The organism is Marinobacterium rhizophilum (assembly GCF_024397915.1).
Taxonomy (GTDB): Bacteria; Pseudomonadota; Gammaproteobacteria; order Pseudomonadales; family Balneatricaceae; genus Marinobacterium_A; species Marinobacterium_A rhizophilum_A.
Genome location: NZ_CP073347.1, coordinates 4226580 through 4250501, shown reverse-complemented (window position 1 = coordinate 4250501; position 23922 = coordinate 4226580). Strand labels below are relative to the sequence as shown.

At 65.6% G+C, this 23922-nt stretch carries 15 protein-coding genes; all 15 read left to right on the top strand.

The genetic code is table 11. From position 1 onward, the window contains the following. Positions 1 to 486 precede the first annotated feature (486 nt). The 15 genes from KDW95_RS19170 (at position 487) to KDW95_RS19100 (ending at position 23788) form a co-directional block, all read left to right on the top strand. Positions 487 to 831, top strand: coding sequence for a hypothetical protein (locus tag KDW95_RS19170; RefSeq protein WP_255853382.1), 345 nt, complete (start codon positions 487 to 489; stop codon positions 829 to 831). A 1-nt stretch (position 832) separates the two neighbouring features. Continuing rightward, complete coding sequence (locus KDW95_RS19165) at positions 833 to 1858, top strand: Pvc16 family protein (RefSeq protein WP_255853381.1); 1026 nt, start codon at positions 833 to 835, stop codon at positions 1856 to 1858. A gap of 94 nt (positions 1859 to 1952) precedes the next feature. After that, positions 1953 to 3308 (top strand): ATP-binding protein, encoded by a 1356-nt coding sequence (locus KDW95_RS19160; protein ID WP_255853380.1) that lies wholly within the window; start codon positions 1953 to 1955, stop codon positions 3306 to 3308. After that, positions 3292 to 3549 carry a hypothetical protein gene (locus KDW95_RS19155; protein WP_255853379.1) on the top strand — a complete coding sequence of 86 codons (258 nt, stop codon included), beginning with the start codon at positions 3292 to 3294 and terminating at the stop codon, positions 3547 to 3549. The genes KDW95_RS19160 and KDW95_RS19155 overlap by 17 nt, the downstream gene beginning before the upstream one ends. Further along, positions 3546 to 4208 (top strand): CIS tube protein, encoded by a 663-nt coding sequence (locus KDW95_RS19150; protein ID WP_255853378.1) that lies wholly within the window; start codon positions 3546 to 3548, stop codon positions 4206 to 4208. The genes KDW95_RS19155 and KDW95_RS19150 overlap by 4 nt, the downstream gene beginning before the upstream one ends. Before the next feature lie 15 nt (positions 4209 to 4223). After that, on the top strand, positions 4224 to 4502 hold the full coding sequence (locus tag KDW95_RS19145) for a hypothetical protein (RefSeq protein WP_255853377.1): 279 nt from the start codon (positions 4224 to 4226) through the stop codon (positions 4500 to 4502). 459 nt (positions 4503 to 4961) lie between these two features. Beyond that, positions 4962 to 6092, top strand: a complete 1131-nt coding sequence (locus KDW95_RS19140; protein WP_255853376.1) for a phage late control D family protein — start codon at positions 4962 to 4964, stop codon at positions 6090 to 6092. A gap of 11 nt (positions 6093 to 6103) precedes the next feature. Further along, complete coding sequence (locus KDW95_RS19135; RefSeq protein WP_255853375.1) at positions 6104 to 6922, top strand: phage baseplate assembly protein V; 819 nt, start codon at positions 6104 to 6106, stop codon at positions 6920 to 6922. 25 nt (positions 6923 to 6947) lie between these two features. Continuing rightward, positions 6948 to 7352 carry a GPW/gp25 family protein gene (locus KDW95_RS19130; RefSeq protein WP_255853374.1) on the top strand — a complete coding sequence of 135 codons (405 nt, stop codon included), beginning with the start codon at positions 6948 to 6950 and terminating at the stop codon, positions 7350 to 7352. Further along, positions 7345 to 8763, top strand: coding sequence for a hypothetical protein (locus tag KDW95_RS19125; RefSeq protein ID WP_255853373.1), 1419 nt, complete (start codon positions 7345 to 7347; stop codon positions 8761 to 8763). Before KDW95_RS19130 ends, KDW95_RS19125 begins: the two co-directional genes overlap by 8 nt. 202 nt (positions 8764 to 8965) lie before the next feature. Then, entirely contained in the window at positions 8966 to 11800 is a 2835-nt protein-coding gene (locus KDW95_RS19120; protein WP_255853372.1) for a baseplate J/gp47 family protein, read from the top strand. Beyond that, entirely contained in the window at positions 11793 to 13406 is a 1614-nt protein-coding gene (locus KDW95_RS19115) for a hypothetical protein (RefSeq protein WP_255853371.1), read from the top strand. The genes KDW95_RS19120 and KDW95_RS19115 overlap by 8 nt, the downstream gene beginning before the upstream one ends. Before the next feature lie 9 nt (positions 13407 to 13415). Beyond that, a complete protein-coding gene (locus KDW95_RS19110) occupies positions 13416 to 17816 on the top strand; it encodes a DUF6519 domain-containing protein (RefSeq protein WP_255853370.1) in 4401 nt (1466 codons plus the stop codon). A 14-nt stretch (positions 17817 to 17830) separates the two neighbouring features. After that, positions 17831 to 19177 carry an eCIS core domain-containing protein gene (locus KDW95_RS19105; RefSeq protein WP_255853369.1) on the top strand — a complete coding sequence of 449 codons (1347 nt, stop codon included), beginning with the start codon at positions 17831 to 17833 and terminating at the stop codon, positions 19175 to 19177. A 12-nt stretch (positions 19178 to 19189) separates the two neighbouring features. Beyond that, a complete protein-coding gene (locus KDW95_RS19100; RefSeq protein ID WP_255853368.1) occupies positions 19190 to 23788 on the top strand; it encodes an eCIS core domain-containing protein in 4599 nt (1532 codons plus the stop codon). The last annotated feature ends 134 nt before the right edge of the window (positions 23789 to 23922 follow it).

Below are 23922 nucleotides of genomic sequence, written 5' to 3'. Positions count from 1 at the left end.
GGGCCTGTTGCGGCCCAGCGCAGCACTCGCCCACTCCACGACACCGTCTCGCAGCGGCCCGCAGATACAGGAGAACCCGCTCCAGCCGGTCAGCGGATGCGACCCCGATCTGAGCCCCATTCTCGCAAAGACCCGGCACCCATCCAGTCGGTGAACCTGGTAGCAGGCACGGTTCCCCCGCTAAAGCCGCTGCAAGCGACAGGTGCGGCCGACAACGGGGCACTCGAGACGCCAGCGGTGCCCCCTGCCGCCACCCGTCCAGCACAGGGCGAGTCGCCCGGCAATGCCGCACCATCGAGAGGGCACGAAAGCCACGCCCGGGTGCCATCCAGTCCTGCGCCAGCAGCGCCCGAAGCACCTGCGGTCCTTTCCGATAATCAGCCAGAACCGTTGGCCAGCGACCCTTTTAGCGCACCCTTTAGTGCACCTTTTAGCGCAAACCGGCAGCGCCAGACGCACAGTGCAACCGAGGCCCGGGAGCCCGATTTGGCAACCGAGACCCCGGCACAGGCCCCATCCGGACAGCCGTTCGCCGCCCCCGCTGATCAGGCCAACAACGGACGCCCTCCCAGCGACGAGGCGCCATCCCAACCTGAACCCATCTCGGCAGCCGTTGTATCCCGAGCCCGGCGATCCCCGGATCAGGCACAACACCCAAGCAGTCACCCGCCTGGTGCCCGCGACGACAGGCGGCGCGCTCTGGACCCGGTACATATCGGCGAGATCCATATCCGCGTTGTCGAGCGCGAACCCGCTACCCGCAACAAACGTAGCACTGCGCGCAGCTCCAGTGCCGGCAATGACAGCCGCAGCCTGACCAGGAGTCTCTGAGATGCCGATTCCGAGCTCCTCCTTCTACGAGATCTGTGATGCCATGGCCGAGTATGTCCGTGTCGGCCTGCAGGCCGTCACTCACGACATCCATATTTACCTGGGCGCCCCGGCGGAAATCGCCGGCAAGAAGGACGAACACCGCATTAGCCTGTTTTTCTACCGCTTCGAACCGTCCGGCTTCCAGGCCGTCGCACACCCGCAGGAGCCCTGGCGACTGCGGCTGTTCTGCATGGTCAGTTGCATGGCCGCCGAGGACAACATCGATAATCCCGGCGCCGACGACCTGCGCCTGCTGGGGCTGGTGATGGCGCTGTTCCACGAACGCCCGGTGCTGCCGCTGATCGAGATCGGCGACGAACAGTTGCGCCTGCAGGTGGTGTTCAATCCATCCAGCGATGAGCAGCTCAACCAGCTCTGTTCGATTCAGGGCGACACCGGCTTTCGTCCCTCGCTCGTGTACGAATTCGCACTGGCGCCGGTGATGCCGCAGGAACGCCGTGGCGAGCCACCCAGGGTCGGAACCTTCGGCCTGGACACCGGCGCCGACATCGACGCCCGCCACGCGCCGTTCGACGGCAGCCTGCATGTTCCGCTGGCAGCGGCACAGCAGGTCGACACGGCCAATCCAGCCTGGGCACCGCTGGCCTGCTGGGTCGATGGCGAGCAGTGCATCGGCAGCCTGTCGCTGGACGTCGACGTCACGGATCCGGCACTGTTTACGCCAACGCTTTGGCTGGCGGGTCTTGCCGGTGCAAGCGTGACGCTGGAATGGCAGATATGGCAAGGCGAACGCTGGTCCAGCCTGCCCGGCATCGACCTGGTGATCAGTTCCGAAGGCCTGGATCCGGACCTGATTCCGGTCGCGCTGCCACAAATCGACCTGCCGCCACTGGATATCGATGCCGAACACGACCGCTGGCAACTGCTGCTGCACGCCACCCGGGAGTACCAGCCAATGCCCGGCAGCCCGCCGCTGACACTGCGCAGCAATCCGCTGCTGATCAGCCTGTACCGGGGAGCCTGAGCATGATTGCCGCACGATGTCCGACCACCAGTTCCAGCGCCTTGCCAGCCTTTACGTCGCAACAGGGGTGTGAACTGTACCAGGGGGTGCCGGCATGAGCATCGCCCTGCAGTCGCGTCTAGAGCCCGCTTCGCAACCGGCAGCGGACCAGGCGCACTGGTGTGAATGGCAGCGGGTCGAGCTGCTTTGCCTCTGCCTGCTGCAAGCGAACCAGGGCCCGCCGCAGAACCTGCTCGATGACCTCAGGGCACGACAGCAGCAGGTCTCGCAATTGCGTGCAGGCAGCTGGTGGCGCGACGGGCTGCCACAACCGCTCGATGGCCTGGCACAGGATGTCCTGGCCTGCGTACTGGCACCGCAGCTGATTCCGCGCATCGGCTGGCTCTACCAGGATCTGCAGAGCAACCGCGAGCCGGCGCCCTGCGAGGCGCTGATCGCCAGCCTTCTCGCCCTGCCCGACGAAGAGCTGCTGCAACTTCGCCAGGCGCTGCAGCAACTTGAACGCCAGGGCCTGGTGCAGCGGGATCACGACAGCCCCTTTGGCAGCATCAGCCCGGACCGGCTGGCGCTGGCGCGGCTGATGGGCTGGACCGAGCAGGATTACGCCCCGCCCGGTGCCATCGCAATGCGCAGCACCGCCACCTGGGACGACCTGGTACTGCCCATTGAGGCCCTGCGCATGCTGCAGGAATTCATGCTCTGGCTTGAACACCGGGAGACAGTGGTCGATGACTGGGGTGGCCAGCTTACCGGTGGCCCGGTAGCACTGTTCGCCGGCCCCTCCGGCACCGGCAAGACCCTGGCCGCCAGCGTGCTCGCCAATGCCCTGGGCTGGCCGCTTTTTCGCGTCGACCTGGCGGCACTGGTCAGCAAGTACATCGGCGAAACCGAGAAGAATATCGGCCGGCTGTTCGACGCCACCCACGGCCGCCGCGTCGTGCTGCAGTTCGACGAGGTCGATGCCCTGATGGGCAAGCGCGGCGAGTTGCGCGAGGCCCGCGACCGCTACGCCAATATGGAAGTCAGCTACCTGCTGGCACGGATCGAGAGTCACGACGGCCCCTGCATCCTGACCACCAATCTGCGTAGCCAGATAGACAAGGCGTTCTGCCGCCGCTTCCAGATGGTGGTCGAGTTCCCGCGCCCCGACCAGGCTCAGCGCCGCAGACTCTGGCAGTGCCTGCTGCCACCCAAAGCACCGCGCACGGCAGACCTCGATCTCGACGCCGTGGCCGCCGCGGTCAATCTCACCGGCGGGCAGATTCGCAATGCCGCATTGCACGCAGCCTATCTCGCAGCGGCGGCAGGCGGGGCCATCGGCTATCCCCAGATCAGTCTCGCGATCCTGCGCGAACTGGCCAAAGAACAGGCGCAGGTCAGCCCAAGCCAGCTGGGTGCGCTGGCACAACACCTCAGTATCGAAGGAGACAGGGATGCCACTGCAGATTGACCGCCTGAACCTCAGTTTCCCGGCAAGCCTGGGCCACCGCAAGCATGCAATTTCGAGGCTGCTGCGCAGCGAGCTGCAGCGTTTCGACTGGCCCGGGCCACTCAACATTGCGCAGCTGGGCCTGCCTGCGCTCGAACTCTCGAGCCACCAGAGCAACCTGGCCATCGCCGGCGCCATCGCCCGGCAGATCCATCGCAGCGCATTGCAGCAGGTATCCGATGTCACTGGAGGTACAGCATGATTCCCAAAGTCAGCCGTGGTGCCCTGGTCGAATACGGGCTCAGCCTGCCCCCGCTGATACTGGAGTTCGAGTTCAATCCCCAGACCCTGAGCCGCACCCGCTCCGTCTCGATTACCACCGGCAACGCGCCGGGCACCCGCGGCGGCTACGACTTCGCCTTCCCCTGGGAAACCAGCCGGGTGGCGCAGGGTGTCAGTGTCGAGCCGGAACAGTTCAGCCTCGATATCCTGCTCGACGCCACCGATCGCATGGCCGATGGCAACCTGCCGGGCCATACGGTGGCCGTGGAGTTCGGTATCGAGCCGGAGCTCGACACGCTGCGCTCGATGGTGGAGCCCAAGGTACAGGGGCCCGGCGGCGTGCAGGTGCTGGCGGGCATGGGGCTGGGATCACCACGCGCCTTTGCCCGCGACGAACATCCCTCGGTGCTGTTGCTGGTCTGGGGCAGCCATGTGCTGCCAATTTTCCTGACCAGCGTCCAGGTCGAGGAGACCGCGCACCTGCCGACCCTGCGCCCCTACCGGGCCAATGTCAGCCTCAGCGTGCAGGTCATCGAAGGCAACAATCCCTTCTACCACACGGAAAAAATCCGCCAGGCCCTCGGCGCCGGGCTGCATTTCGCCAGCGGCGCCGGCAATGCGCTGGCCAACCTTTTCTAACCGCAGGAGAGCATCATGCTGTTGAAGAACTCCCGCTACCAGCCCCACCGCCCCTTCGAACCTGACAGCAGCTTCCGCGGTGTCGGCCCCCGCGCGGTCACCACCGCCGAGGGCATGATCGAGCACCGCGTCGTCGAAGGCGAACGCCTCGATACCCTGGCCCGGCACTACTTCAATGACGACCGCCTCTGGTGGCGCATTCTGGATGCCAACCCGGAACTCCAGCACGCCGACGCCTTACTGGGTGAAGACTGGATCGGTCGCGCCATCCTGATACCACAGAGGAAAGGCTGAAATGCGACGAAATTATTCAGGCCTATTGAGTTGTTGCTGCGACCATTTTGGTGGGCTTGCGCCGATGCAGGACGCAACCCCCTATCTTCAAGACGCCGACGCCTTACTGGGTGAAGACTGGATCGGTCGCGCCATCCTGATACCACAGAGGAAAGACTGAATGTACTTGCGCCGTTACAAACATTCTGGGGGGCACTCCCAAGTTCCGGATGCAAGCCCGGAATTACAGGAGGCCGATGCACTGCTCAGTGACGACTGGGTCGGCCGCGCCATCCTGATACCACAGAGGAAAGACTGAAATGCGACGAAATAATTTCGGTCTATTGAGTTGTTGTTGCGACCATTCTGGAGGGCTTTCGCAGATGCAGGACGCAACCCCCTGTCTTCAAGACGCCGATGAACTACTCAGTGATGACTGGGTCGGTCGCGCCATCCTGATACCACAGAGGAAAGACTGAAATGCTGCCGGACTGGTTGAACCTGCCGATTCGGGACCCCGCCGCCTGCATCGTGCGCATCAACGGCGAAGAGATCGACGATCTCTACCCGCTGCTGGTTGAACTCAGCGCGGTGCTGGATCGGCGCGAAAGTGCCGAAGCCACGCTGCTGCTGGAAACCCGCCGGCTTGAAGGCGGTCGCTGGAATGTGCACGACGACGACCGCATCCGCCCCTGGGCCGAAATCGCCATCGCCGCCAGCTTCGGCGACCAGGAGGCGCCGGTATTCGACGGCTACATTCGCCAGGTAAAAGTGGACCTGCCGGAGGACCAGGGCGGTGCCACCGTGACCCTGATATGCCAGGACACCTCACTGCTGCTCGACCGCACCCAGCGCAATTTCCGCTGGGGCGACCGGGTACCGGTCAGCGACAGCGAGATTGTTCGCCGCATCACCGGCGAAGCCGGTATCGGCCTGATCGAGCCGGTTGGCGAGGGGTTCAGCGACCTGGTGGTAAACCAGAACGAAACCGATATCCGTTTTCTGAAAAAGCGCGCCGAAGAGAACGGCTACGACTTTTTCTTCCGTGAAGGCGAACTCTACTTCGGCCCCGCGCGGCTCGACCTCGCCGCCCAGCCAACCATCCTCGTCTACGCGGGACCGGCGAGCCACGCGATCCGCTTCGAACTCGACGACGATGGCCATCACCCGACCCAGGTGATCTACGAGATCGCCGGCGACAACGACGACCAGACCCGGGAGCAGTCGGTGAGTAGCGACCTGGACACTCTCGGCAGTCGCCCGGCGGACGAAGTCACCGGCGGTCACGGCGACTTCGCCTGGCGCTTGAGCCGCGAGGGGCTCGGCAGCGATAGCCAGGCGCGCCAGCGCGCCCAGGCACTGGTCAACGAGGAGGCGCTGCGCATCAAGGCCGGCGGTGAGCTCGACGGCAGCCTCTACGGCCACGTGCTGCTGCCCGGAGATCCCGTCAGCCTCGATGGCATCGGCGAACAGTATGGCGGCCGCTGGTTCGTCAGCCACGTCGAACACCGTTTCGATGCCGGCGGCTACCGCCAGAGTTTCGAACTGTTGCGCAACGGCTACGGTGACGATCTCGACAGCAGTGCCAGCCCGCTGGCCGCCGTGATTTAGGGAGACCAGTTATGGGCAATGCCATCCAGAACACCATCAAGCAGGTCCAGCAAAAGTACTACGGCAAGTTTCGTGGCTTCGTGGTCGACAACCAGGACCCGGAACAGCGCGCCCGCGTGCGGGTGCGGGTGCCATCGGTGTTCGGCCAGCAGGACACCTTCTGGGCCCTGCCCTGTCTGCCGTTTGGCGGCCTGGCCGACCAGGGGTTGTTCATGGTGCCGGAGGTCGGTGCCCAGGTCTGGGTCGAATTCGAGGAGGGCAACCAGGATTACCCCATCTGGACCGGCGTTTTCTGGCAGCCGCAACAGCCGGTGCCGGACGAGGCGCAGAAAGCCGAGCCCACCACCCGGGTACTGAAGACCCCCGCCGGGCACGTATTGCAGTTCGATGACGAGAGCGGCGCCGAGCGTATCCGCCTGCACCACCCGGCGGGTAGCGAACTGAATATCGATGAACAGGGCACGGTCGACCTCAGCGACCCCAACGGCAGCCGCCTGACGCTGGATGCCGCCGGCAACAAGGCCACGCTGCAGGATGGCAACGGCAACAAGCTGGTCATGGATGCCAGTGGCACCAAAATATCGGATGCCAACGGCAACGAGATTCAGATGAGCGCCGGCCAGATCAAGATCAAGGGCAGCATGATCACCATCGACGGCAGCCAGGTAGCGGTCGGCGGCGCCGGGGGCGAGCCGCTGATCAAGGGCAGCAGCTTTCTGGCGCTCTTCGCCACCCACATGCACACCTGTACCGCGCCGGGCTCTCCCAGCTCACCACCGATTCCCCAGGGAGAGATGTCGACGCTGACCACCAAGACCACAGCCAGCTGACGCACTCGGCGGCCAGGAGGGCACAATGAGCAAGCTGAACCAGCCAGACTTCATGGATTTTCCGCTCCGCCTCGGCGCCGACGGTGCGGGCACCTGTACCCGTATCGATCATATTCGCGACCAGATTGAACAGGTGCTGTTCACCGATCCGGGCGAGCGCTGGTTCCGGCCCGAGTTTGGCGCCGGTATCCGCAGCCTGGTCTTCGAGCCGCAGAACACGGCACTCTGGCAGGTCACCCGCCAGCGCCTGCACAGCAACCTTGCCGATGCGCTGGCTGGCGAGGTCGATCCGCGGGATCTCAGCATCGAGGTCGGTGCCGATGCCGACTTCCCGGAGCGGCTGATGATCCGCATCGGTTACCGGCTGACGGCACTGAACCACAGCGAGAGCGTCGAGTACGAGCTTTCGGGAGGCCAGACACATGGCTGAAGCCCCGATCCCCGAACTGCTGTTTGAAGCCGGCTGCCAGGACTGCGGACTGCGCCGGGTCGAACTCCCCCGGCCGCTGCCGGTGATCGGCGATGATTTTGACTGGCTGAGCCGCGACTATGACAGCTTCCGGCTATGCATGCTGGAGGAACTGGCCGGCCGCTTTCCGCAACGTCGCCGCTGGACCCCCGCCGACCTCGAGGTCATCCTGGTCGAAACGCTGTCGGTCATCCTGGACCGGCTGTCGGACCAGCTCGACCGTGCCCACGCCGAGGCCTTTCTCGACAGCGCCCGCCGTCCCGACAGCCTGCGCCGGCTACTCGCGCTGATCGGCTACGACGCGGTGCGCGAACAGTACCAGCCCGCCTGGTCCGACCCACTGCTTGTCCGCCACCTGTTGCAATTTCGTGGCCATGACATTGCCAGCATCGAATTCGCCCTGGACCTGCTGGTGCCCGCCAACCTGCGTCGGCTGCTGGCCTGGCTCGGCGAGTCGCCCGACAGTCTGGGCACGGTGCCGGATCTGCGCGACCGCGCCACCGAGCGGGATTTTCTGCTGTTGCTGGGTTTCGAGGTGCATAACCTGCGAGAAGCGCTGGACCTGGATATAGGCGCCCACCGCAGTTTTGCCACCGCTGCACTTGAGCGCCGCTGGCGCGACCAGGCTCACCTGATGGATGCGGCCCGCCTCGCGGGGCCACGGGCGGTACACCGCAACCGCCGCATGGTGTCGCTGGATGATTACCGTGAACGCCTCGAGGACCACCCGCTGGTGCTGCGGGCCGCCAGCCAGCTGCGCTGGACCGGCTCCTGGCAGACCCTGACCCTCAGCTGCGTGCTCGCCGGCAACCTGCAGCTCGAGCAGACCCCGGCGGACCAGCTCGGCGGCGACGGCCTGGCCGCGCTGCAGGATGCCGTCGACCGTTTTCATTGGCGCGAGAACCTGGCACCGGTGGCCTGGACCGAATCGCCGAACAGCCGTGCCATCCTGCGTCAGCTACTCGATCGCCGTCGCATGACGGGGCAGGAGGTCTGGCTGCAGGATGCCACCCCGGTGGGTATCCGCCTTGGCCTGTCGCTGCGGGTCGGCGCGCATTATTTCCAGTCGGAAATCCGCCAGTCCGTGGCGCAGCGGCTCGGCACCGGTCCCGAAGGTTTCTTCGCCCCGGGCCGGCAGGCCTTCGGCGAAGATCTGCATACCAGCGACCTGGTCGAGTGGCTGATGGCGCTGGACGGCGTCGAGGCCGTCTGCCTGAACCGTTTCAAGCGTGTCGGCGCACGCTACGCCGACCAATCCGGCGGCGGACTGATAAGACTGGACAATGACCAGATCGCCCGTTGCGACAATGACCTGTCACAACCCCAATTCGGCTACTGGACACTGAAACTGCATGGAGGCCAACGCGGATGAACGCATTAGTATGCCGCCAGCCTCAATCAGCTGTCAGGCAAGGTGCCGACTGGCGCCCCACCGCAAGTGCCGACCCGTCCGGTAGCGGGCTGATCCGACTGCTCCTGACAGGAAGCGTCAACCAGATCGCCCGTTGCGACAACGACCTGTCCCGGCCTGCCCTCGGATACTGGACGCTGAAGCTGCACGGAGGCCAACGCGGATGAACAGTGACTTCAACGATCATGCAGACCTCACGCGCTGGAATCGCGCCGGTCTGAGCCACCTCGACTACGTTGAGGGCAACGCCGCCACCTACCTCGAAGACCTGCGCAATACCCTGAGCCTGCTGTTCCTGGGGGATGCTGCGATCGAGCGCTGGCTCGGCGACCCCGGCAACGACCTGACCCTGCGCGCCTGGCAGCAGCGCCTGCTCGAACAGTACCGGGGCCCGCGGCGCGACTACGCCTGGGAGCTGCTGCGCAGCTTCGCCCGGGCAGTTCACGTTCTGGCCCATACCACCAGTGCGCTGGCAAACGAGCGCTACCTGCGCACCGCCACGCAGTGGGACAGCGTGCGCCGCCTGGTCGCCATGCTCGACTACCATCCGGCACCGCCGGCCTCGGCCGAAACCTGGCTGGCGCTCTTTGGCCGTAGCGACGACGCGGCCATCGGCGAGGTCGAGGTCGGGCTCGCGGTGCAGAACGCGCCCACCGACGGCTCGGCGCCGCTGATTTTCGAGACGCTCAATAACATCGACGTCGATTATCGGCTCAACGAATTGCGCGCACCGGACTTCGACCGTTCCATGCTGCAGCTGGGCCTGGGACCGGCCACACCGCTGCTGACACTGCAGCTGGACAGCGTGCCGCCCGCGCTCGGTATTGGCGCCCGCGCCCTGATCAGTGCCGGCGACCTGGGTGCCACAGTACGGCTGCAGAACATCGGTGCCGGGAGTGTCAGCGTGCAATACCAGGATGCTGCCGCCCTGGGACTGGACCTGCCGCTGGCGGACCTGCGCCTGCACGCTGACCCGGACTGGCAGCAGGCGCCGCGCCTCAATGGCCCGGGCGTGGTACGCACCGACCGTGCCGCCAGTGTAGGTGCCGGCGATGTGCTGGCGTTCGTCAGCGACAGTTTTCATATCAGCGGACGCGGCACAGTCAATGTCTTCTCGGTAATCAGGGTGCTCGAGGTCGATGGTGACCGGCTGCGGCTCAGCGCCAATGTGCCAGCCGGCAAAGCCCTCTACCCGACCCAGGCCGCCGGCCCGCAGCAGGATGGCGGCAGCCGGCTGATCATGCCGGAGAGCCTGGGCTATCCCCAGGTATGGCTGGACGACGACGCGCTCAGCGCCCGCACGCCCACGGCGCAGGCGGTCGAGGACGGCCCCGGCACCCTGTACCGCTATCTCAGCGCCAGCCTCGCGCCGCGGGCCTGGTACCTTGCGACCGGTACACCGGCCTGCTGCGACGTCATCGAGACTCAGCCGGCAGCGCTGCGGTTCAGCGGTGACCCCGGCGATCTGGCGTCGGGCCAATGGCTGCTGCTGCAAGGGACGACGGGCTGGTACAGCCGTCGCCTGGCCGGCCTGGAACAGGACGACGAGGGGTTCGAACTGCAATTCGACAGCCTGCCCGCGGCTGAGCGCTGGTACCAGGGCGTTGGACTCTGGAAACTGCAGCTGGCCGACCGACGTTACGATCGCAATGAAACCCCGCTGTTCGAGGCACCGGCACCCGGTAGCGACCTCAGCAGCCGGCTGTGGCTGAGGTTGGATGACATGCCCGCCGCCCTGGTACCGGGGCGTTCGCTCTGGATCGCAGGTTCCGATAGTGGTGTGCGGGTGCGCCTGCAGCAGGTCGAAGCGGATCCTGCCGGCGGTGCAGCACTGTGCCTGACCGTGACGCCACCCCAGGACCCCGCGCGCTTTCCCAAGGCCGACAGCCGCGTCCATGGCAACCTGGTGCTGGCGGGTCACGGCGAATCAAAGGCACCGGCCGTGCTCGGCAGCGGCAACCGCGTGCTCTCCAGCCAGGAGTTTCTCTATGCCAAAACCGGTATCGCCTTCGTGCGCGACAGTCGGTACACCAGCGGCGTGCGCGCCGCTGTCAGGGTCTGGGCCGACAACCGGGAATGGACCCAGGTCGACAACCTGCGCGACTGTGACGCAACCGATACCGCTTTTCAGCAGCAGCTGACCGGCGACGGCGAACTGTTGCTGCGCTTCGGCGATGGCGAACACGGCCAGCGGCTGCCCAGCGGCAGCAGCAATGTGCGCATTCAGGCCCGCATCGGCAACGGCCTCGCCGGCAACCTGCCAGCGGGCAGCCTGAGCAAGCTGAAAAAGCCCCACGACCTACTGGCGGCGGTTCTGCAACCGGCCGCCGCCACCGGCGGTGGCGAACTTGAAGCCACCGAGGCATTGCGTGATAACGCGCCGGCATCGGTACTCACACTGTCCCGCGCCGTCTCGGCGCGCGACTTCCAGGCCCTGGCCGAGCGCCAGAGCAGTGTCTGGCACGCCAGCGCCCGGGCACTGCAAAACTTGCCCGGTGCGCGCGAGCGCATCGAGCTGGTTGTAGTGCCGGCCGGTGGTGGCAACCTGGGCGATCTGGCCAGCCACCTGCGCAGGACGCTGGAGCAACAGGCCTGCCCCGGCGTCTCGGTGCAGGTGCGACGTTACGAGGGACTGTTGCTGGAGCTCGATATTCTGCTGCGCATCGACGAGGCCGCCTACGACCCGGATGAAGTCGCGGCCCGGGTACGCGACACCCTGGTCGCGGCGCTATCGCTCGAAAAGGCCCGCCTCGGGACGCCGCTCTACCGTTCACGGCTCTATCAGCTGGTTGAATCGGTAGAGGGTGTCGAAAACGCCGACTGCCGCCTCAACCCCAGTGGTTTCTTCAACGACCAGGACTTGCCCAGCGCCCCCGGCCACCTGTTCACCGCCAGCGACGGCAGCATCCGTCGCATCTCACCGCACCCGGGCCAGCTGCTCTACCTGAATCCGGCGCTGGCGTCGCCCAACATCCGCACGGAGGCGCACCATGTCTGATCGCAAGCTGCGGCTCTACGACCTGCTACCGGAATATGTCCGCCAGCAGGACGAAAACCGCCACACCAGGACCCTGCTCGACGGTTGCGACACGCTGCTCGATCGCCTTCACGGCAGTCTGCAGCAGTACTACGCCGACAACTTTCCCGACCCGCCCGCCGATGCAGAACGCGCCAGCCAGACCTGGCTACTACCCTACTTCGCCGATCTGCTCGACGTCCGGCTGGTGTCGCCGCTCATCGAAGGCCGCCGCGAAGAGATTGGGCGGGCGGTCAGCTGGCGCCAGCGCAAGGGCACCCTCGAGGTGGTCGACGAGATCGCCGAAGCGATCGGCCAGTGGGAGGTGGTCGTGCAGGAGGGCTGGCAACGACTGGCCATGACACCACGGCTGTCGGCGCCACTACTGCCGGAATCACACTACGGACTGGCACAACCTTTCGAGACCGGCCTGCCGCAACAGATGGCCCGGCACCCGGGGGTGCCGGCTGTCACGCCGGACTTTCGTTGCGCCAGCCGCGCCGGCGTCGACAGCGGCTACAGCCCGGTGAGCCAGGTCAGCACCCTACAGGGTGAGGATATCCGCTGGCGCCAGCACTACCCCCACGGCATTCCCTGCCACCACCAGCGAATCGACGCCGAGGGCCATTTTCACGGTGCCGCCTTCGACGACGCAAGCAGGCGCACACCGGACCTGCGCGAGCCCGACTGGCGCGTCGGCCATATCCATCCGCGCCGGGTGCTGCTGTACGTGGTACAACCCGATGGCTTCTTCCAGCCCGGCCGCCCCCGCGTGCGCTGGCGCCAGCAGTGGCTCGACGACGCCGTGCTGCCGGACGAGCCATTCCTGCAGCAGGTGCAGCTCTATTCCGAGCTCGATCATACCCTGGTATTCGCCAATCGTGGCCTGGATGCAGCACCGCTGCAGATGGTCGAGCTGGTCGGGGTGTTCAATCTCGCCCAGGTGCCCGGCAGCGGTGTCGGCCCGTCGAACCCGCAGCGATTCCGCTTTCTCGGCCTGATTCTCGCCAACCGGCTCGAAGCCGACGGCGGCCGCTTGGCATTCGATCGCTGCGCGCTGAAAAATATCGAGATCCACAGCACCGATACCGTAACGCCGGTGGTCGAGGCCCGCGACTGCCTGTTCCAGCGCCTGCGCGCCGCCCGCGGCCTGGTGCGACTGGAATACTGCACCTTGCTCGAGCGCTGCCTGGTGGAACGGTTGCAGGCGAGCGATTGCATCTTCCGCTGCCGCTTGCGCAAGGATGACCCCAACGACCTGCCGCCGGACCCGCACTGCGTGCGCTACAGCCTCATCCTGCCAGACCAGGCACCGGCCGACCTGCAGCGCCATTACCACAACAGTCGCGAGGCGCCGGTCATGTTCAGCGAAAATTTTGGCGAGCCCGGCTGTGGCGTCTTGCATCCCGCAAGTCCGCCACAGGTGCGCTACCGCGCCGAGGACGGCACCGAGCCCGGCGCCTATCACTGCGTGCAACTGAGCCTTCGATTCGAAGCCGTGCTGCGCAAACTTCAGGACTATCTCCCAGTCGGCCAGCAGGCGGTGGTTATCCCCGACGCCGCGCTGACCCTGTTGTCAGGTGAATAAGGACGTACCATGAAAACCCAGATATCCCGCCACAGCTTCGCCCCCGAACAGCGTTACTCCGGCGTCTATCAGCAGATGGGCCGCATGATTACCGATGCTGACTGGAATGAACTCAACGACCTGGTACAGCACCGCCTGGTTGAGGCCCTGACGGACGTGATCGGCGACGGCAGCCCCCGCGCGCGCGGGCTGGTACGCCAGACCGGCGCCGACAGTTATGAACTGCGCTGGGGTCATGTCTACGTCGACGGCATCCCGGGCCGGGTAGTGCCAGACGATCCGACACTGGGACCGGTGTTCGTCTTCGAGCACCAGGCAGACCTGCCCGGCGTGCCGGCGTTAACCGCGGGCAGCCACCGGCTCTATCTGGACGTCTGGGAGCGCACGGTTACCCCGCTGGAAGATCCGACACTGATGGACCCGGGCCTGCATGGTGCCGACACCTGCACCCGCAGCCAGACCATGGCGCAGGTCAAGGCCTGCCCGGCCACGGTGGACCCAACAGCGGTGGCGCTGAACCCGCCGATCGGCACCATTCCACTGAGCCTCTGGATCCGCCAGGGCGCCACCCTGCATGACCCCTGCGACCCCTGTGCGGAAGAGCTTTCCCTGCCGGAAGACGTCGGCAACTTCCTGTTCCGTGTCGAGGTGCACGATGTGCTCTGGTCCGATGAGCCGATCCCCGAAATCATCGGCCTGACGCTGAAATGGTCGCGGGAAAATGGCGCCGAAGCCTACCAGGTCGGCCAGTTTCCGCCGGGCTTCGACAGCGGTCACTGGAGCTACGAGTACTTCTCGGGCCCGAGCGATACGGCGGACGAGCATATGCTCAGCGAGAAGCACCTGGGGCGACACCTGCTACCGGGCTTTTCGCCACAGCGCGGCGTACTCAGCCACGGCTACAGTCCGGAATCCGCGCCCGCCATGTCGCTGGTCAGGCGCTGGGACGGCTTCGCCCGTTTCGATTTCGACGGCGCGGCCTGGACCCTGAGCGAGGGCTACGACCGCAATATCGAACTCAGTACTGGCCTTGGCGACAGCGACCACGGCTTTGTGGATATCGGCGGCGCCAGCATTGAGCTCAACCTCGATCAGCTGCTGCTGCAATTCAGCCTCGCGGACGAACTGGCTCTGGCCGGCGACTACTGGCTTGCCACGGTGCGCCAGGCCATCCATAGCGCCGGTGATCCTCTGATCGAGGCCGAGACTCCCCAGGGCATCCTGCACCACTACTGGCTGATCGGCAGCGTCGATGTGGACGCTGATGGCGTCATCACGCGCTTCACACCGGACCTCGACAATGCCTGCAAGGCCTTCGAGTTCCCGCCCCTGACCGACATCGACGCCGGCGACGTCTGCTACCGCAACGAAGCCTGCGAGATGCCGGGGGTGCGCACCGTCGAGGATGCCCTTGATCACCTGTGCCGCGAGCGTGACCTGCGCTGGCACAACAAGCACCTGCACGGCTGGGGCGTGGTCTGCGGCCTGGTGGCCGAGTGCGGTGGCGAGGTCCTGCCGGACACCAACGGTACCCTGCACCACCGCCGGGTGCGCGTCAGCAAGGGCTACGCACTCAGCTGCGAGGGCGACGATATCGTGCTCGAGCAGCAGCAGTTTTTCGATGTGATCGCGGCACTGGAGCAACTGGACAACAATCCGCTCGATGATGGCAGCGGCGAGGTTTGCCTGTATATCGAACTGAATGACAGCGGCGCACCGGTGCTGCGTATCAGCGCTGAAGAAGCCCCGAACGACGACGCCTACGGCTGGCTCAAGGGCACGCTCTGGCTCGATTTCTACAACGACTGCCTGAAAGGCCTGATCGACGAGATCCGGGCCGAGATCGAGGACCTGGGCGATGACAGCATTGCCGCCGCCGAGAACGATGAACAGCTGGTTTCGCCGCAACGCATGCGCGTTACCAGCCTGCTGAACCTGCTGGCGCAGCTGTTCTACCGTCCCCATGGCGAACAGGTGTTCCTGTCACTGCGCGAGCACGCGTTGCTGCACGCCTTTTACCTGCGGCTGCGTGAAATTCTGGCCAGCACCACCTTCTGCGGTCAGTCCCGTGGCCAGGACTTCCCTGCATACCCCTTCCCGGACACGGGTCTCAACACCTGGTTTGGCAAGAATCACCATGACAAGCTAGCGCATCAGCCCGCGGGCGATCTGCTGTTGAGCTATGGTGGCGCCGGTACCGAGCTGAATCTCTACAGCATTGCCGAGGGCACGCTGGTGGCGGTCGACACTGTGCCCTCGGCCGAGGGCGCCGAGATCAGCGCCGCGACCTTCAGCAACGACAGCCAGCTGCTGTTCGTCGCCGCCGACATTAACGGTACCGACAGCATTCTCAGCCGCGCCCGCCTCGAGGGCCTGAAGCTGGTGTGGGAACAGAGTGCCATTCTCTGCGGCCTGCGCATATCGGACCTGCGCTTCGACCCGTCGCAGTCCCAGACACTCTATGCGACCGGTATCGGCAGCGGCCTGTTCGTACTCAATACCGGGCAGCTGTTCGGCGACGAGAAGCAGATCCCGACCCCGGCGTACCGTTTCAATGCCAGCGGCCATGTCGATGCCGCCAACGGTCTCTACTACGCAACCGCGCAGAGCCAGGAGGCCGAGACCAACGACGGCCGTTACGACCGCGTGGTGCGCATTGACCTGGCCAAGGCCCGCGGTATTACCGGCGCGCCCCAGACACCGGACTTCGAACTGCTGCTGCAGCAGAATGGCCAGAGCGTGCAAGGCAGCGACGGCCTCGCCGTCGGCGAAGTGCAGGCTGACGACACCGGGGCCAACCGCCAGGCCGCGCTTTTCGTCGCCATCGACGGCAGCGCCAGCAAGTCGGTGTGGGAATACGGCGGCGCCCTCAGTCCCACATCGCCGCCCCAGCGGCAACTCTCAGGACTGGCGAACACCGGCTTGCGGCTGCGCTACCATGCGCAGGAACAGGGCCTGCTGCTAAGCCTCGAAGACGAATTCCGGCTGCAACTGTGGCAGAACGGCAAGCCGGTTGTCGATCGGGTACCGGTACAGCTGTTTCCCTGCGACTTCTGCATCGATGCCAAGAGTGGCGACGTGCTGGTGCTGAACTTCGCCAGCAACACCATCAGCGCGGTGCCGCGGGCTGAACTGCACATCGACGACGGCTTCCTCGACCAGCTGCGCAGCTACCGGTTACAGGTGCTGTTGGCCTTCATTGCGCTGTTCGGCAACCTGCTGCAAAACCTCAAGGACTGCTTCTGTAACCTGCTGCTGACCCGCTGCCCCGAGTGCGATGACGATGAGAAGGTCTGGCTGGCAAAGGTCGAGATCCGCGACAACGAGGTGTACAAGATCTGCAACTTCGCCAAGCGCCGCCACGTCAAGACCTTCCCCAAGGTCGAGTACTGGCTGTCACTCATTCCCGTATTACCCGCCATTCGCAAGGCGGTGCAGTCCTTCTGCTGCAGCCTGATCCCGAACAAATTCCAGCCACTGGTCGAGCGCTACATGATGCCGGTCCAGAGCACCCAGACGCCCATCAAGGGCGCCCAGTACCGCCAGTCGGTCAAGACCGTGCAGCGCACCGACATGCGCCAGCTGTTGCGCACGCCGATGCAGAACCTGCGCCTGTCTGGACAACTGGCCGTCGATGGCCTGATGACCACCAGCCGCGCCCTGGAGCCCGGCGGCGCTGTCAGCAAGCAGGCCTATCGCAACCTGGCCACCGAAGAGGCCGTGACGCAGCTCGAGGCGCAACAGATCAAAACCGAGGTAAAACCCTACGACCCGCAGCGTTCCGGCGACTATATCCGCGCCTACACGACGACACCCAACCTGATACCCAGAGGCAGCAAGGTGACCGTCTACGAGGAGCAGGGACAGGTCAAGTTCTACACGCTGGAAACTGCAACCACGACGGCGATCGCCGTCGACGACAGCCAGCTCGACGCCTTCGCGGCGCGCAAGGAAGCACTGGCAGATCTCAGCGCCCTGAACAGCAGCCTGGCTGAAGCGGGGGCGCGCAAAGCGGCGGTCGAGGAAGTCGGCGCGCTGCAGAACCAGCTCGATACGCTGGATCAGCGCAAGGTTGAGACGCAGCAGGAGATCGGCGGTCTGCAGCTACAGCTGGCTGAACTCAAATCCGAACGCAGCAGCCTGGAAACCGAGATCGGCTCGCTGCAGGAAGGCCTCAAGACAACGACGCAGGAGCTGGACAAGCTCAAGGTCGAAATCGACGGCCAGCGTCCGATCAGCGCCGCCGGCGTCGATACCGACACCCGCAAGGTGCTGCTCGAGGCAGGCATCATGACACTGTCGGACCTGGCGGTGGCCGATTCAACAACACTGACCAGCGGTACCCGCCTGACCCGCACCCAGGCCAACAAACTGATCAGGGATACCCAGACACGCTTGAAACTGCGATAACAGGGAGGTGTGAAATGTTACACAGCTATCGGCGCCGCACTGCCCGCTGGGCACCGGCGGCCTTTCGCAGTCCGCAACGACGCGGCTACCACCAGGGCAGCCGGGTGCGCGCGGTGCTGCAACCGGCATTGAAAATCGGCCAGCCCAACGACCGCTATGAACAGCAGGCTGACCGGGTCGCCAGCCAGGTGATGGCAGGCGGACGCCGGGAGGCGATACTGCCGGTTGATACCTCGGCACAGCGCCTGTGCGCCGAATGCGAAGAAGAAGAGATGTTGCAGACCAAGCAGACGCCGGGCGCGGAGCCTGCGTCCGGCGCCGTCACCGGACCGCCTACCGGCGGCAGCAAGCTCCCCGCCGGACTGCAACACCGTATGGAGCGGGGCTTTGGTGCGTCCTTTGCCGACGTGCGCATCCATACCGGCAACGCGGCGAACCAGTCCACCTCGACCATAGGCGCCAGGGCCTATACCGTCGGACACCATATCGTCTTTGCCGGCGACGAATACCGGCCAGCGCATCCCGACAGTCAGCAGCTGCTGGCCCATGAGCTGACCCACGTATTGCAGCAGCGCCAGGGCGGGATGCGGCTGCAGCGGGATCTGGCGCGGGAGCACCGGCGCGGCCCCGAAGCCACCCAGGCGCTGAGCGATGCCCAGGTGGCGGATGCCGTCGCTTTCAACAGCGCCCGCTTCGACGACCGCTACATGATCGGGCTGATGCGCGACGTGCTCGGCCTGAGTCGCCTGCCGATGGAAACGGACGACGCCTTTGCCCGTGCCGTCGGCGAATTCCAGGCGTTCTGGCGGCTACCGCAGGACGGCAAGCTCGGTCACCGCACCACCCATCGACTGTTCCAGGAGTTCGTCGCCGAAGGGCTGTTCCGGGATGCGGTGCTGTTGCTGATCGAATCCTACGGCTTGCACGTCGATCGCGCCCTCAATGACATCAGTACCACCCGGGCAGCTGCCGTCTGTGGTCCGACCTTCGCCCATGTCGAAGGCGGTCCCCATTGCGGCGGCGGCCCCGTCGAACTGGTGGTTTGTCGCAACGACCTGAGAACCCCGAGCTTCGGTGCCTACAATCTGCTGATCCGCATTATCAACCACGAGCTGGTCCATGTACCCCAGTGTGCGCGGGGTACCGGCAACCCCGATGTCGACGAGTTTGAAGCCTTCTTCTCCGAAGTCTGCGCACGGGGCCGAATGCCCCAGCTGGACGCCGCCCAACGGGTCGCCTCGGCCAACAGCGCCCTGACGCACTTCGCCGCGATCCCGGTGCCGCTGCGCACCGCCGCCCGAACCACCATGCGTGACCAGCTGCGTGCCATTATCGCCGCCGGTGGCGCCGGTCGCTGCTGATCCCCTGCGCCGATGGGCAGCCTCTCTGGCCCGCTGCAGGTTCCCGCGGATGCGCGTCGCAAGGCAACCGGACGCCGTAGCCGGCCAACGCTGCACCGGTATGCTCGCCAGCGCTCCGCTGAACAGGTACAGCAGCTACTGCATGGCACAACCGATCGCGGCCCGGATCCAGCAACCCCGGCGTTAAGCGGCATTCAGTGCAACGCCCAAAACAATCCGTTACCACTTGGCGCTGTACAGGATCCGCTGGAACGCCAGGCCGACGCCGTGGCCGACCGGATCGCCGGCACCGCCGGGCCGCAAGCGGCGCCAGTCGTCGCATCCGGTATTCAAAACGCGCCCGAAAACCGGCAGCAAAGCCCGGACGCCACGGTCGAGACTGAAGAACAGCAGGCCCGGGCAGAGCCGGACAGTGACAGCGAGCAACGTCCCGGACTCTGGCAGCGCATTCGCGGCCTGTTCAGTGGCGGCCGGCCGCTACCGGCCACCAGTCGCGCCTTTTTCGAGCCCCAGCTGGGCCAGGACCTCTCCCGCGTGCGCATCCATACCGACCCGGCGGCGGCGCAGACCGCCCATGACCTCGGCGCCCGGGCCTATGCCTGGCGCCAGCACCTGGTGTTCGCACCGGGCCAGTGGCAGCCCGAGTCTCCCCGTGGCCGTCACCTGCTGGCTCACGAGCTGACCCATGTGGTGCAGCAGGGTGCGACGACCGCGCTGCCCGGCGTCCAGGCGCCGGCAATCACCAGCTCCACGCCACGGATCCAGGGCGCCTGGTATCACGATGTGGCCGATGTCGCCGGCGATGTGATCGACGCCGGCAGCGATCTGGCCAGCAGTGCCATTGACGCCGGCAGCGATCTGGTTGAAGGTGCGGTCGCGCTCGGCGCCGACGCCGCCTGGGCCATCGTGCGCAGGGTGGCACCCGCCCGGTTGCTGGAGATTCTGGATGCGGTACGCGAACGGGGCTTCCTCGGCTTTATCCGCGACAAGATCTCCGACGTCGCCTCCTCGCTGTTTGGCGGCCTCGCGGACCGCTCCGATACCCTTGGCACCCTGTTCACGACCTTTGGCCGTCTGGCCAGCGCCGCCGGCGAAATCGTCGCGGGGCTGGCCCGGGGCGACTGCGAGCCGCTGTTCGCGGCGCTCGGCCAGCTGCGCGATCTGGTCGGCGAGCTGGCACGGGACGCCTTCGACGCCATCGCCGAGTTTTTCCGCCCGGTTGGCGACTTCTTCAGCGATATCTGGAACCGTTACGGTGCGCCGCTGTTCGACTGGCTGGGCGAGGTCGCCGGCGATACCTGGGACTATGTCCGCAACCTTGGCCAGCAAATCTGGGACTGGACCCGGCCGGTGGTCGATGCCATCCGCTCGGTCATCTCCGATGCCTGGGACTGGATCAAGCAGCAGTTGGGGCTCTCCAGCAGCGAGGGCAACAGTTCCGGCGGCCTGATCCAGTGGGTCAAGGACCAGGCCGCCTCCGCCTGGTCGGCGATCAAAACCGAACTTGCGCCGGTCATCGGGCCCATCCAGCGCCTGGTCGACAAGGTGCGCGAGATCCTGCCGCTCGACGCCATCGTTAACTTCCGCGATACCCTCAATGGCTGGCTCGAGCAGGCCGGCAGCATGGCACAGAACCTGGACCCGAGCGCCGGCGGCGATGCCGCCGAAAACCAGGTCAGCCTGCGCGACGAGATCCTGCCGGCGATACTCGCGCGCATCGAGGCCTTCCAGGGCAGCCTGGTCAGCACCGGTCTCTGGGTCGCAACCCACATCGGCGCCGCGGTCACCCAGGGCCAGGCGTTCATTTCCGGGCTCGCCGGCCAGCCGCTGCTGAGCCCGGTGCGCAGTGCCTTCGACTGGCTCAGTTCGGGACTGACGAGCCTCGGCAACTGGGCCGCGCAGACGGTGCAGGGGCTTTTCATCAGCCTGGGTAACGGCCTGGTCAGGCTGTCGACCTTTATCCGCCCGGTGCTCGATGCACTGCAGCGCATCCTGCAGATCCTCGGCAATATCCTCGCCTTCCTGCCGGACTTTCTGCTCGGCCCGGCCTGGTGGGTACTGCCGACCTGCATCAAGGACAGCCTTAAGCAGTTCTTCATCGAGCAGATTCTGAGCCGCATTCCGCTGTTCCAGCAGCTGATGGCAGTCGGCGACATCTGGGCCCGGGTGCAGCAGGCGGCCCTGCGCATCCTGCAGCAGGTATTCGTCGACGGCGATCTCGGCGGCGCCCTCTGGACCTTTTTCAGCAGCATGCTCAACCTGATCGGTATCCCGGCGCAGCTGGTGCTGCAGATCATCGCCAACGCCGCCCAGGCGTTCAGCGATATCCTGATGGACCCTATCGGCTTTTTCGGCAACTTCCTGCGCTCCATCTGGCAGGGCGCCAGCAACTTCTTCAGCAACATACTCACACACCTGTTCAACGGCGTGACCGGCTGGCTGTTCGGCCAGGTCGAGGAAGCCGGTATCACGCCGCCGGACCTGACCAGCTTCCGCTCGATCGTCGACTTCGTGTTCCAGCTGATGGGGCTGACCCTGGAGCATATCTGGAGCAAGCTCGGCGAGCATATCGGCCAGCCGCTGATGGAGCGGCTGCGCGGCGCCGTGGAACTGGCCAGCGGCGCCTTCGAATGGCTGCGCATCGCCGTCACCGAAGGCCCCGCAGGGCTCTGGAACCTGCTGCAGCAGCGCCTCGGTGACCTCTGGAACCTGGTACTTGGCAGCGTCGCCAACTGGGTCAATACGGCGATCATCGCCACCGCGTCGCGCTGGCTGCTGTCCCTGCTCGATGTCTCCGGCATCACCCCGATCATCAATGCGCTGATCGCCGTCTACCGAGCCATCGAGTCCTTCGTGCAGTACGTCAACGAACTGCTGCAAATCCTCAATTCGGTGATTATGGGCATTGGCGAGATCGCCCGCGGCGTCATCGACCGTGCCGCCGAGCTGCTCGAGAGCAGCCTGGCGAGCGGCGTACCGGTGGTGGTGGGCTTCCTGGCCAATCAGTTCAACCTGGGCCGTCTGGGAACGCGCATCCGCGAACTCGTCGAGAGCCTGCGTGCGCGCGTCGACGCAGCCCTGGACTGGATCATCGAGCGCGCCCTGCGCCTGGGCCAGGGCTTTCTCGACATGCTGCGTTCGGGCGCCGCCGCGGTACGCAACTGGTGGGAAAGCCGCAAGACCTTCAACGACAGCGAGGGCGGCGATCACGCGCTCTACTTCGAGGGTCGTGGCGGCGAGCTGATCGTCGAGAGTACACCGACGCCGGTGGGCCAGTTCCTGCAACACCTCGCCATCGCCGAGGCAGATCCGCAGCACGCCGCCAAAACCCGTCACCGCACCGAGGCACTTAGGATCCATGGCGACATCACCCAGCTCAAGCGGCGCCTGGAAACGGCGCCGGAGGCCGAGCGCGGTACCCTGCAGACGGAACTGAGCCAGCAGCTGGATCAGCTGGCGGTACACCTGACGCCGCTGCTGGTTGGCCAGGACGCAACCGCCGGTGGCCGCATTCCCGACCCGCTGACGCTGGCCGCGCTAGACCAGCCGCCGGCTGCCCTGCCCCGCACCCCCGAGGAGGAGCAGGCGGACCTCAACGGCGCCCGCCAGCTACTGATGCTGGCGAAAGAAGGGGCAGACGGTACCGCCGCGCTTAGCGAATACTTCCAGCGCATTCGCACCCGCTTTGCACTCGACGAGGTCGCCTACCATATGGAGGGCGGCCGCATCCGTATCCGCCTGCGCGCCGCCCGCCAGCAGGAGGTCGACGTCGACGCGCCGGTCACCACCGGTACGCCCGGCGTCGATCTGCGCAGCCAGGTGACCCACAGCACCGGCAGCGCCGCCGGCGATACTGTCGGCGTGGGCATGGTGGCGGACCCGGTGGGCGAGGACCATATCCCCAACGGCAGTGGCCCCCAGTCCGGTGAACTGGCGGGAGTGATGGGCAAGCTGGTGACGGACCCTGGCCAGCGCAACCCGTCAAAGTACATCCGCGGCCATCTGCTGAACGAACAGATCGGCGGGCCCGGTACCGCGCAAAACCTCTACCCGATCACCGGCCAGGCCAACGAACGCCACAAGACGCTGGTCGAGAACCCGATCAAGAACTGGGTGAAACAGAGCCACTACTGGGTCTACTACTCGGTGCAGGTCGCCGGCATCAGCGAACATATCGAGCATCCCGAACAGAAGCACCCGCAAAACTGGATCAACGCCAGCTTCCAGTGCCATGCCTACGTCAAGTACGCCGACGGCTCGCAGCACAACCCGATCCGCGAGACCATCGTCTCGAACTATGTTCAGGGCAGCGCCGAAGCGAGCGAGGCCGATACCGGGCCGCGCCTCGACGCCGGCATCAAGGGCGCGCTCGACGCCCTGCCGGCAGCACGGCGCAGCGTGGCCGCCATCCTCGAACGGGTACGCGACTACAATGCCGACCGTTCGCCCGGTATCCCGTTCGGCGATGCCCGCGCCGGCACCCTGATTGCGGCCTACAACCGCTACGACGAAGGCGACCTCAACAACCTGGACAGCCAGCGCCGCAGCGACCTCAGCTATATCAACAACCGCGCCGACAGCATCCGCGCCATCCTCGCCAACGCAGACTGAAGTCACCCGCTCTTTCAGCCGAGTTTCAGGTACTGCCGCTATAAATGGCTTCCATGCACCGGCTATTTATATCCAGCAGTGATCCCATACAGATTCGGCCACGTATACAGCCGGGAAAGGGATAGAACACACAC

What these genes read in the sequence shown, in the direction of transcription:
- KDW95_RS19120 (WP_255853372.1), top strand. Translation starts at nt 8,966, where the DNA reads ATGAACAGTGACTTCAACGATCATGCAGACCTCACGCGCTGGAATCGC.
- KDW95_RS19100 (WP_255853368.1), top strand. Translation starts at nt 19,190, where the DNA reads ATGGGCAGCCTCTCTGGCCCGCTGCAGGTTCCCGCGGATGCGCGTCGC.
- KDW95_RS19155 (WP_255853379.1), top strand. Translation starts at nt 3,292, where the DNA reads ATGCCACTGCAGATTGACCGCCTGAACCTCAGTTTCCCGGCAAGCCTG.
- KDW95_RS19160 (WP_255853380.1), top strand. Translation starts at nt 1,953, where the DNA reads ATGAGCATCGCCCTGCAGTCGCGTCTAGAGCCCGCTTCGCAACCGGCA.
- KDW95_RS19125 (WP_255853373.1), top strand. Translation starts at nt 7,345, where the DNA reads ATGGCTGAAGCCCCGATCCCCGAACTGCTGTTTGAAGCCGGCTGCCAG.
- KDW95_RS19145 (WP_255853377.1), top strand. Translation starts at nt 4,224, where the DNA reads ATGCTGTTGAAGAACTCCCGCTACCAGCCCCACCGCCCCTTCGAACCT.
- KDW95_RS19135 (WP_255853375.1), top strand. Translation starts at nt 6,104, where the DNA reads ATGGGCAATGCCATCCAGAACACCATCAAGCAGGTCCAGCAAAAGTAC.
- KDW95_RS19115 (WP_255853371.1), top strand. Translation starts at nt 11,793, where the DNA reads ATGTCTGATCGCAAGCTGCGGCTCTACGACCTGCTACCGGAATATGTC.
- KDW95_RS19150 (WP_255853378.1), top strand. Translation starts at nt 3,546, where the DNA reads ATGATTCCCAAAGTCAGCCGTGGTGCCCTGGTCGAATACGGGCTCAGC.
- KDW95_RS19130 (WP_255853374.1), top strand. Translation starts at nt 6,948, where the DNA reads ATGAGCAAGCTGAACCAGCCAGACTTCATGGATTTTCCGCTCCGCCTC.
- KDW95_RS19165 (WP_255853381.1), top strand. Translation starts at nt 833, where the DNA reads ATGCCGATTCCGAGCTCCTCCTTCTACGAGATCTGTGATGCCATGGCC.
- KDW95_RS19105 (WP_255853369.1), top strand. Translation starts at nt 17,831, where the DNA reads ATGTTACACAGCTATCGGCGCCGCACTGCCCGCTGGGCACCGGCGGCC.
- KDW95_RS19140 (WP_255853376.1), top strand. Translation starts at nt 4,962, where the DNA reads ATGCTGCCGGACTGGTTGAACCTGCCGATTCGGGACCCCGCCGCCTGC.
- KDW95_RS19110 (WP_255853370.1), top strand. Translation starts at nt 13,416, where the DNA reads ATGAAAACCCAGATATCCCGCCACAGCTTCGCCCCCGAACAGCGTTAC.